We start from the raw sequence: 9,529 nt of genomic DNA on the forward strand, positions 1-9,529 counted from the left end.
CCTCAGACATTGGTCGGTCGCGATCAGCTCGGTGTTACACGACCGGGTGTGCCACTATATGGCTCGTGGAATCAGCTAGGCGCTCATGGATCGTCGGCACCCTGTTGGTGCTCAGTGCTGCCGTGGTGGCGTTCGGTGCGTTGATGGCAGGAGCCAAACCCGCGTTTCTTGTCATCGTGTTACTGCTGGTCGTCGTCGGTGCCTACGTTGGTCTGGCGCATCCGACCTGGTTTCTCTGGGCGTTCGCCGCTGTTCTCGGATTCATGCCGGTCGCGCATTTACCTGGTGTTCACGTTCCGTTGACATTGGCGTTCGCTGTCGCTGTGATTTTGGCGACCGTGATACACCCCATCGAGATGCGCTCACCGACCACGATGGACTGGTTTGTGATCGTTCTCGTTGTGGTCAGTGGAATCTCGATGCTGGCAACATATGTCGGTTTCGCCGACATATCGCAATATGTGAAATGGTTCACGGTAACGATTCTCGTAGTCGCGCTTCTGCGACTCCCGCGGCTTCAGCTGCGGACGTTCGGACAAGTGTATGTGGTTGCCAGCGCTGCCTGTGCGGTTGTTGCAGCAGGTGTGCTTGTCTATCCGGGAGTGATGAAGCCGTTCAAGCTATTCGGTTACGACCCCAGCGCGCTGCGCTTCGTTTATCACTCAGGGGGCGCGACGCAGCGGCTCGCGGGGACGTATATCGATCCGAATGCCGCCGGAATCGGATTCTTCGTGGCGCTGGTGATGTGTGCTGTCTTGTTCGACGGGCGTGCGCGCAGCGTGCTCGGCGTGATCTTGGCGTTGGCCCTTCTGCTCACGCTGAGCCGTGCGGGTCTCTTCTCGGTGATCGTCGGCGTCGTGCTCATGCTGGTGTTCCAGACGATGTCGAATCGCAAACGCCTCGCCATCGTCGGGCTGGGCGTCGCCACCTTCGCCGCGCTGGCCGCGGTGCCGCAGTTGCGCCAACGTGTGTTCTCGTCATTCGGTAGCCAGGACGAGGGTTCGAGTGCGCGCCTGGATGCGCTGAAGGAGTATCCGAGCACTGTCGCCGGGCACTGGATCTTCGGCAAGGGCTGGGGACTGGCGGAGTTCATCGATCCGGAAACCTCGTTCACCACCAACTACGTCGCGAACGCGCCGCTGCTGGCTGTCTATCGAGGTGGCATTCTGGTCGGTCTGGCATTTGTCGCGATGCTGATCTACGGCTGCTATCTCGGTTACCGGTGCCTGCGTTCACGCCGCTGGGAATGGGGTTTCTACGGCGGTGGATTCATCGGATTCTCCGTGGTCGCATTGCAGCTCGACTTTTCGACGATCACGATCCCGGTCTCGACCGCAGATCTCTCGCTGCTCATCGTATTTCTGGTCTACACGTCGGAACTGGTGCGAGCCGACTCGCGCACTGTTACATCGACGGCCGAGAACGGGACGTCAACAGCCGAGAACGACAGCCTTGGCCAATCCGACGTACTGGTAGGCGAAGGTCGCCGTCCATAGGGGAATCGACCGGCCGTAATCACGCGGCACGGATCGCATGACGACCTCGCCGGCGAAGCACTGGCCGAAGATGTAGCGGGCGCGGAAGAGGTGGTAGCGCCAGCTGACCACGATGACAGAGCGCCAGTGTCGCTCCTTCGCCATGCGTTCGGTGAACATCGCCTCGCCACGCGTCGTCGAGGGATCCGGGTTGAAGCAGATGACTTCGATGGACTCGGTGCTCGCCGAGCAGACTCGTCGCATCAGCTCTGCGCCGCCCCGGTGATAGCCGTCATTCAGATAGGGGTCGGAGATCAGCACCGTGTTGGCGTAGCCCTCGCGGGCGAGTTGTAGACCGTAGTCTTCGCGGCCGTCGTGCTCGCCGCCGAGCACGACGATGGCATCGACCTTGCGGAGTGGGTCGGAATGGTCCCGATAGAAGAGCTGATAGCCGAGGCCGTCGAAGGCGAGTACGACCACAACGACGATCACGAGCACCCAGCTGATGAGACTGCCGGAGAGTCGCCGTCGACGACGGCGTGTCTCATGGCTGCTGCGGGGCTCGAAGACGTAGGAGTCCGTCGGGTCGGGCGACGTCACGTGGCAAGTCCTCCGGCCGGGAATCTGACTTCGTCGACCTTAGTCGAGACTCCCCTCAGTGGCTCGAACGGCGGACGTACCACCACGAGGAATCGCTTGATGAAGGGCTGAAAGTCGCGTATCTCCCAGACGGCAAAACTGCAGCTCAGAAGCACAATTCACTAGACCAAACAGGTGATCAATTGAACTTGACCGGCGGTACTTGGATCCAATTCACACCTGGCCGCCGGGATGATCGTAAACTGCTCGCGTGGAGAGGGCGGCGTTCAAGTACGGGGGACACGACGTTCCTGGAATCGTCGTTGCCATTCTCGCTGATCCCCAGCGCCGGGCGTGCGCGGTCTATGGCCGTGAACAGACCGAGGCGGCGGCGCGCACAGTGGTTTCTCAACTCGTGGACAAGATGGGGTCAGACGTAGGTCTGGACGCCCGGAACCGATTCGAATGGCTCCTGAGGCTTCCGCATGGCCCCGGCGTCGACGCGATTCTCGTCGACCTACAGGCGGGTCTCGCTGCCTCGACGGTCGATGTGGACGGGGTACGCATCTTCGTCGACTTCGCCTATGGGATCTCAAGTGAATCGGTGTCAGGTGTCGACGCCGACAGACTCGTCCAGGCGGCCGACGCCGCGCTCTGCCTGGCTCTGGAATCGCAGCGTCGAATGGCGATCGCCGGACCCGAAATCTATGAGCGACTAGAAGGCGACCTCGACCTCGCAGTGAGGCTGACCAGTTCGTCGGAGGCAGACTTCCGACAGTTCTACCAACCGATCGTGCGGATGGCTGATGGCGTGACCGTGGGGTTCGAGTCACTGCTGCGGTGGGTCACCGCCGACGGCGTTTTGCTGCCCGGCGACTTCCTCGCTGTCGCCGAACACACATCCGCGATCGTGCCCATCGGCCGCAACGGGGTGACGCAGGCGATTCGGGCGCTCCACGAGTCGATCCAACCCCTGTGCGGCCCGAGCGGATTCGTCAGCATCAATCTCTCGCGGCAGCAGCTCGTCGACGAGACGATCGTCGATCACGTGGTGACCGAGATCGACAAGTACGGCCTCGGCCCTGGTCAGATCTGGATAGAGGTCCAGGAAAACGAGGTCATCGACTTCGACACGGAGGCGCAGCGTGCCGTCGAGCGACTACACGAGAGCGGCTGCACCATCTCGATCGACGACCTCGGCTCGGGATTCTCGGCGCTGCGATACGTGCGGGACCTCCCGGTCGACGTCGTCAAAGTCGATCGGGCGCTCATCTCGGCTATCGCCGACGATCCAGCCGACCGCGCTGTGGTGCGCGCGATCTGTGAGATGGCCGAGACGATGGACATCTCGACGGTCGCGGAGGGCGTCGAACGCAAGGCAGACTTCGACAGCGTCGTAGAGCTGGGTTTCCAGTTCGCGCAGGGCATCTACTTCGGTGCGCCCGGGCCGTTCGGGGCGGAGCTGTAGCTCCGGTGCACGCTCAGTAGTAGTACGGGAAGGCGTCCCACTCGGGAGAACGCTTCTCCAGGAACGCATCTCGACCCTCGACGGCTTCGTCGGTCATGTACGCCAGGCGGGTGGCCTCGCCGGCGAAGACCTGCTGACCCATCAGGCCGTCGTCGGTGAGGTTGAACGCGAACTTCAACATGCGCTGGGCCGTCGGCGATTTGCCGTTGATCGCCCGCGCCCACTCGATGGCCGTGCGCTCGAGGTCGGCGTGGTCGACGACCCGGTTGACCGCACCCATGCGGTGCATGGTCTCGGCGTCGTACGCCTCGCCGAGGAAGAAGATCTCGCGTGCGAACTTCTGACCGACCTGCTTGGCGAGGTAGGCGCTACCGTATCCGGCGTCGAACGAGCCGACGTCGGCGTCAGTCTGCTTGAAGCGGGCGTGCTCGCGTGAGGCGAGCGTCAGGTCGCAGACGACGTGCAGGGAGTGTCCGCCGCCCGCAGCCCAACCGTTGACCACCGCGATCACGACCTTGGGCATGGTGCGGATGAGTCGTTGCACCTCGAGGATGTGCAGTCGGCCGCCCTCGGCCTTCACGCGCGCCTCGTCGACCCCGGTGGCATCGGCGCGAGTGACGTCGGAGTCGTGGCTGGTCGCGTACTGGTAACCCGACCGCCCACGGATGCGCTGATCGCCGCCGGAACAGAAGGCCCAGCCGCCGTCCTTGGGGCTCGGGCCGTTGCCGGTGAGCAGGATGGTCCCGACGTCGGGGCTGCGTCGAGCGTGGTCGAGGGTGCGGTAGAGCTCGTCGACGCTGTGCGGCCGGAACGCGTTGCGGACCTCTGGCCGGTTGAAGGCGATGCGCACGATTCCGTCGGCGCGGGTCGTGCCGACGTGGCGGTGGTAGGTGATGTCGGTGAGGTCGTCGAAGCCCTGAACTGCGGTCCACTGGCTGGCGTCGAACGGCTGGTCGGATGCGTGCTGAGTTGCGCCGGAGGTCATGGATATCGACCTTAGTAGCCGGTTCGGTCGCATTCGGCACGCCGTGCATGGCACCCTGGATACATGTCATTCGAGCTGATCGCGATCATCATCGTGATCTGGGCGGCGGTCTCCGTGGTCGTCGCCCTGGTTGTCGGTGCCGTGATCAGGCAGCGAGACCGTCGTGAGGCGCCCCGTCCGCCCCAGCTCGCCAGCGGTTCGGAATCCGACAGACACGAGCGCTGACCGGCCATATACGGTGGCCAGATGGCATCTGACACGCGCGACGGTTGGGACATCCGCTCCGAAGACGAGTCGCCCCATGAGGGCGGATTCCGCGCACGGATCGAGGTCACGACCGACCGCGGCGGACCCCGATACGGCGAGTTGAACGAGCAGATCCGACGGCTCATGGACCTCGCCCGCTACGCGAGCCCCGAGGGCGCGGAGACCGAGGAGCTACTCGAGCAGATAACCGCCCTCAACGAACGACTGGCAAAAGTGCAGGTCGACGAGTGGCACACCCCCGCGGGAACCCGCGTCGACCTGCCTGCGCGTGGCAATATCACCCTCCCGCCGTACGTGATCTCGTCGGCGAGCGCCGATGGAGTGGTAGCCGAGGTCACCTTCCGGCCGTTTCACCTCGGTGGCAACAACGCGGCGCACGGCGGCCAGGTAGGGGTCGCGTTCGACGATCTCGGGGGTATGGCGTCGGCACTCGCGATCAACGGCGTCACCCGCACCGCATACCTGACGGTTCAATACCGCTCGCTGACACCTCTGTCGACGCCGCTGACCTGCCGAACCTGGGTCGACAAGCGCGAAGGACGCAAGGCCTTTGTGAAGGGCACGCTCCACGACGGCGACCGTCTCTGTGCCGAATTGGATTCGCTGTTTATTGAGTTGAAGCCTGGTCAGCCGTAGCATTCCGAGGGGCGAGGGCGTCTGCGTCCGGGGATTGTCCATATCCCACGGTTCGTGTGTACCAAGGGGAGCGACAGCCATATGGACAGACATTCGGTGGTCGACGACCGGCTCGCGATCACGGTGGCCCTCGGAGCGGCGTTGTTCGTCGTGGTCACGGCTGTGCAGGTCACGCTCGATCCAACGCCGGGGGCGCGTCCTGCGTCATCAGTTGCGGCGGTCACGGCCGTCGTGCTCGCGGCTATCGCGTGGACGCTCTGGCGACGACCGCGGCTGATCACGTCTGGTTCTGCGCCTGCGCTGGTGACCGTGGCTGCGCTGCTCATTGCCGCGAATCCTCTCGTCTACGTGCTCTGCACGCAGGTCGCCTACCCGTCGATCGGGACGCTGCTGGTCATCGTCGGGATCGGGGCGCTCGTCCCGTATCCGCGCATCGCGCTTGTGCTGATCGTTGGGCTGAACGTCGCGGCGCTGCTGTTCGCATGGTGTTATCCGCAGGCCGCCCCGCTCGGCGTCGTAGCCGTGCAACTGGTCAAGGCTGACGTGCTCGCCGTCGTGATCGCGCTGACCTGGCGACGCACCGAGCGCCGCCTGGGGGCGGCCACCGCGACCATCGCGCACATGGCGGTGACCGACGAGCTCACGGGTCTGCTCAATCGCCGAGGACTGAACGAACGCGGGCAGGCATTTGTCGACGAGGCGCTCGCGTCGGGAAACCATGTGATCGTCGCCTTCATCGACGTCAACAACCTGAAGGGCATCAACGACTGTCACGGACATTTCGTCGGTGACAGTCACCTCGCCGGTATCGGCCAGTGGTTGAGGTGGGTGTTCGACGATGGCGGACTGGCCGCTCGGGTTGGCGGTGACGAGTTCGCATTGATCGCGCGTGGCGGATCGGATGAGGTGTCGCAGTTGCGATCACGGGTGGAACATCTACGTGCACGAGTGCCGCACTTCGGCGTCGAGATCGGGTGGGCGCAGTGCGGGCCGGATGACGCCAGGGCGCTGCGGGTGCTGATCAACGAGGCGGACCGAATGATGCTGCGCCACAAGCGGCGGCTGAACTAGGGGTCGCCTGCGTCGCGGGCGGCGGTGCTGCCGGCCCAGTTCGGTTGCCCCAGCGGGGTTCAGTTGCCCTAGCGGGGTTCGGTTGCCCTAGCGGGGTTCGGTTGCCCCAGCGAAGTTCAGTTACCCAGCGCGGTTGTGGCTTTCAGTGCAGTTCGGTGACCTCGATGGTGGCGCCCGCGGTGCGGAGTCGGTCGATCAGTGCGTCGCCCATCGCGACGGCGGGCGTGAGAACGCCTGCGCGCGAGGGTAGTTGGTGGCGGTTCAGTGCCAGTGTCAGTGCACTCTCGCCGAGCATGACGGCGGTGGCCTTGTACCCGGGGTCGCCCTTCATCGAGAAGGTGGAGCGGAAGCGTCGAGCAGCCGTCGTGCGGGTATAGGTGCGGATTACGAAATAGCCGTTCTCCCGGGTCTTCTCGCTCGGACCGGAACCCGGTTTGGGGAGCACGCGGTCGAGGAGTGCGCGTGTCGGCGCGAACGACATCGCGCCCAGGAACGCGCCCGACCCGACACCGACCGCGCCCGCGATGACCGTCGACACTCCCGGGACGCCGCCGACAGACATGGTCTCGGCGTAGTGGAAGTCCTTGCCGTACGCGCCGTCGAGGAGTGCGTTGGAGCGTCGGACGATACGTGTGTTGTGCGAGGCCATGAAGAAGGGTGCGAGGGTGCCGCGCAGCGACTCGTCGACCTTGTGCGCGTTGATGATTCCGATGTCGCTCGGCTCCGACGACAGCGCCGCGCGCGGGGTCTGGGCGGGTGTGCCGGAGAGTGCCTGCGGGTTGAGCAGTAGGCGTCGGATGCTGGAGTCTTTTGCCTGTTCGGCGATGACGCGCATCGAGTCGATGGTGCCGCCGGAGACGCCGCCGCGCATCGCGGCGACGACCATCGTGGTGTCGGTCATCTCGCCGGCGTCGGCGTCGGTCACGCCGCGATAGAGCTCGTACGCCGCGAGATCCGATGGGACGGAATCGAATCCGCACGAGTGCACGATGCGGGCGCCGGTGGCCTCCGCGACCTCGTGGGCTTTTTGGATGGAGTAGTGCACGAAGGGGACCTCGCCGGTGAGGTCGACGTAGTCGGTACCCGCGGTGGCAGCGGCGACGACGAGGGCCTCGCCGTAGCGAAGGTATGGACCAACGGTGGTGCAGACGACGCGCGTGCGGGCGACCATGGCGTCGAGCGACGCGGGTGACGACGAGTCCGCGACGATGAGCGGCCAGTTGTGCGCGGCGTCGGGGAGTCGGCGTCGGGTGTCGGCGAGCTTGGTCTCGGACCGTCCCGCGAGCGCGACGCGCGTTCCGGCGGGGGCGTGCTCGGCGAGGTAGCGGGCGGTGAGTTCGCCGACGAATCCGGTGGCGCCGAAGACGACGACGTCGAACTCGCGGATCTCAGGTGCCTCGGACGAGCTCGTCGGAGCTGACGACGGGGTGTTTTCGGGCTGGCTTTCACCGGTCATGAGTTCAATGTATATGCGACTGAAGTCACAGTAACAATGGGCTGCATCGCGCTGGTGGTGGAGCGTCGCAGGTCAGTCACGGGTTTCAGGAGGTGAGCCTGCGGGCGGCCGCGCGTGCCGCGAAGGGCGCGACGAACAGCATGAGCAGTACGCGCAGGATTTGGGCCGCGACGACGAATGCGACGTTGGAGCCCGCGGCCGTTGCTGCCGCGAGCACCGCGTAGATGCCGCCCGGGGTGGTGGCGAGGTAGCAGTCGAACATCGACTCGCCCGTCCACCAGGAGAGCAGCACACCGAGCAGCGCGCAGCCGACGCCGATCGCGAGGATCAGCACAACCGCGGCGGGCAGGATGCGGCCGATGGCGCGAAGTCGGGGAAGGGTGAATCCGAGACCTGCCTGCCAGCCGATCACCGCATACGCGATGGCGAGCAGGACCGACGGGACGGCGGCGTCGCCTGCGATCCCGGTGAGTTCTGCTGCGGTTGCGAGCGCCATCGGTCCGAGGAGGCCGGCTGCGGGGAGGTGGATGAGTTTGCCGAGCGGGATGCCGACACCTGTACAGATTGCGAGGAGTGCGACGCCCGCGGCCTGCTCTGTCCATGTTGGCCGAGCCACAACGACATTCGACGACGACGCGTGGAACACCAGCGATGCGACGAGTGGAATGGTGCTGGTCACGAGCGCGACCCGGACGTACTGGACGACCGCGACGACGCGCTCGTCACCACCGAGATCGCGGGTCAACGCGACTAGGCCCGACGCCCCGCCCGCTACCAGAGCGAGCGAGCCGGTCAGGGCGTCGACCTCACGGTGCAGGCCGAGGAGCGCGCCGCCCGCGACCGACAGCGCCAGCGTGCCGAGCCCGACGACGAGGACCGGCAGCCAGGCGGAGCCGAGGCCGGAGATGGTCGTCGGATCGGCCATGGTGCCGATGTAGACGCCGACCGTGCCCTGCGCCGCCAGCATCGCCGCGCGGGGGACCGTCGGCGGATCGGTGGCGGCGGGCTGTGTGGCCTTGTCGGCGGGTCCTGTTGCGCTGTCGGCGTGTGGTCCGGTGGCGGTGTGGGTGCTTGTGTCGGCGGGCGTGCGCGGGCGCGGGGCATATCCGATGATCGCGAGGAGTGCGGCGACGAGTAGTCCAGCGAACAGCGGTGCGGCGTCGACGTCGATGAGGTCCAGCAGGAGACTGACGCCGACCGTGAGGGCGGCGAGCAGGAACCAGCGGGTCATTAGTTGAGCGTAGCGACGCGGCGAGCGGGCGGTCGGGTGGAGCGAGCGGGGTGTGATGAGCGTCGCGAGGGGGTGGGTCAGGGGGTGGTTGCGCTGCCCAGGCTGAGTGCGGCAAACGGCCGGGGTGCGCCGTGTTGGTAGAACTGGTCGAGTGCGGTGAGGTCGAAACCGTTGTGGGTCAACAGTTTCGGAATGTCGCGGGTGAGATGGCAGCCGCCCGCGGTGCGTTTCTGGATCGGTTCGAGGCGTAGCTGCCAGCGTCGGACGGCGTCGTCGGGGGCGGTGCCGTGCTCGAGGAAGGCGACGGTGCCGCCGGGGCGCAGGACGCGGGCGATCTCGGCGAGCGCGGCGTCGACGTCGG

10 protein-coding genes are annotated in these 9,529 nt (G+C 65.6%); 5 read left to right on the forward strand and 5 right to left on the reverse strand.

What is annotated here, in order from left to right; all coding sequences use genetic code 11:
* Positions 1–65: 65 nt before the first annotated feature.
* Positions 66–1,496 (forward strand): O-antigen ligase family protein, encoded by a 1,431-nt coding sequence (locus B3T59_RS07560; RefSeq protein ID WP_141630959.1) that lies wholly within the window; start codon positions 66–68, stop codon positions 1,494–1,496.
* Here the strand turns inward: B3T59_RS07560 and B3T59_RS07565 are convergent.
* Positions 1,431–2,075, reverse strand: coding sequence for a YdcF family protein (locus tag B3T59_RS07565; protein ID WP_005208644.1), 645 nt, complete (start codon positions 2,073–2,075; stop codon positions 1,431–1,433). The two genes, B3T59_RS07560 and B3T59_RS07565, sit on opposite strands and share 66 nt — an antisense overlap.
* 250 nt (positions 2,076–2,325) lie before the next feature.
* On the opposite strand from B3T59_RS07565, the gene B3T59_RS07570 reads away from it, so the two are divergent.
* Positions 2,326–3,522: an EAL domain-containing protein gene (locus B3T59_RS07570; RefSeq protein ID WP_005208646.1), complete on the forward strand. Its 1,197-nt coding sequence runs from the start codon at positions 2,326–2,328 to the stop codon at positions 3,520–3,522.
* 13 nt (positions 3,523–3,535) lie between these two features.
* Here B3T59_RS07570 and B3T59_RS07575 read toward each other — a convergent pair whose 3' ends face one another.
* Complete coding sequence (locus tag B3T59_RS07575) at positions 3,536–4,507, reverse strand: 1,4-dihydroxy-2-naphthoyl-CoA synthase (protein ID WP_005208648.1); 972 nt, start codon at positions 4,505–4,507, stop codon at positions 3,536–3,538.
* Between the two features lie 63 nt (positions 4,508–4,570).
* Between B3T59_RS07575 and B3T59_RS07580 the strand changes: the two genes are divergently transcribed.
* From B3T59_RS07580 to B3T59_RS07590, 3 genes are all read left to right on the forward strand, one after another.
* Complete coding sequence (locus B3T59_RS07580) at positions 4,571–4,732, forward strand: hypothetical protein (protein WP_168431204.1); 162 nt, start codon at positions 4,571–4,573, stop codon at positions 4,730–4,732.
* 21 nt (positions 4,733–4,753) lie between these two features.
* Positions 4,754–5,410, forward strand: coding sequence for a PaaI family thioesterase (locus B3T59_RS07585; RefSeq protein ID WP_005208650.1), 657 nt, complete (start codon positions 4,754–4,756; stop codon positions 5,408–5,410).
* 81 nt (positions 5,411–5,491) lie between these two features.
* Positions 5,492–6,481, forward strand: a complete 990-nt coding sequence (locus B3T59_RS07590) for a GGDEF domain-containing protein (RefSeq protein ID WP_287001908.1) — start codon at positions 5,492–5,494, stop codon at positions 6,479–6,481.
* Positions 6,482–6,623: 142 nt separating this feature from the next.
* Here B3T59_RS07590 and B3T59_RS07595 read toward each other — a convergent pair whose 3' ends face one another.
* From B3T59_RS07595 to B3T59_RS07605, 3 genes are all read right to left on the reverse strand, one after another.
* On the reverse strand, positions 6,624–7,937 hold the full coding sequence (locus B3T59_RS07595) for a saccharopine dehydrogenase family protein (RefSeq protein ID WP_251723596.1): 1,314 nt from the start codon (positions 7,935–7,937) through the stop codon (positions 6,624–6,626).
* A gap of 85 nt (positions 7,938–8,022) precedes the next feature.
* Complete coding sequence (locus tag B3T59_RS07600; protein ID WP_005208656.1) at positions 8,023–9,168, reverse strand: AbrB family transcriptional regulator; 1,146 nt, start codon at positions 9,166–9,168, stop codon at positions 8,023–8,025.
* Positions 9,169–9,245: 77 nt separating this feature from the next.
* Positions 9,246–9,529, reverse strand: a 284-nt coding sequence (locus tag B3T59_RS07605) for a class I SAM-dependent methyltransferase (protein WP_414652077.1), incomplete at its 5' end; no start/stop codon positions are given.

The organism is Gordonia sp. UBA7860 (genome assembly GCF_002500165.1).
In the GTDB taxonomy this organism is placed as follows: domain Bacteria; phylum Actinomycetota; class Actinomycetes; order Mycobacteriales; family Mycobacteriaceae; genus Gordonia; species Gordonia sputi.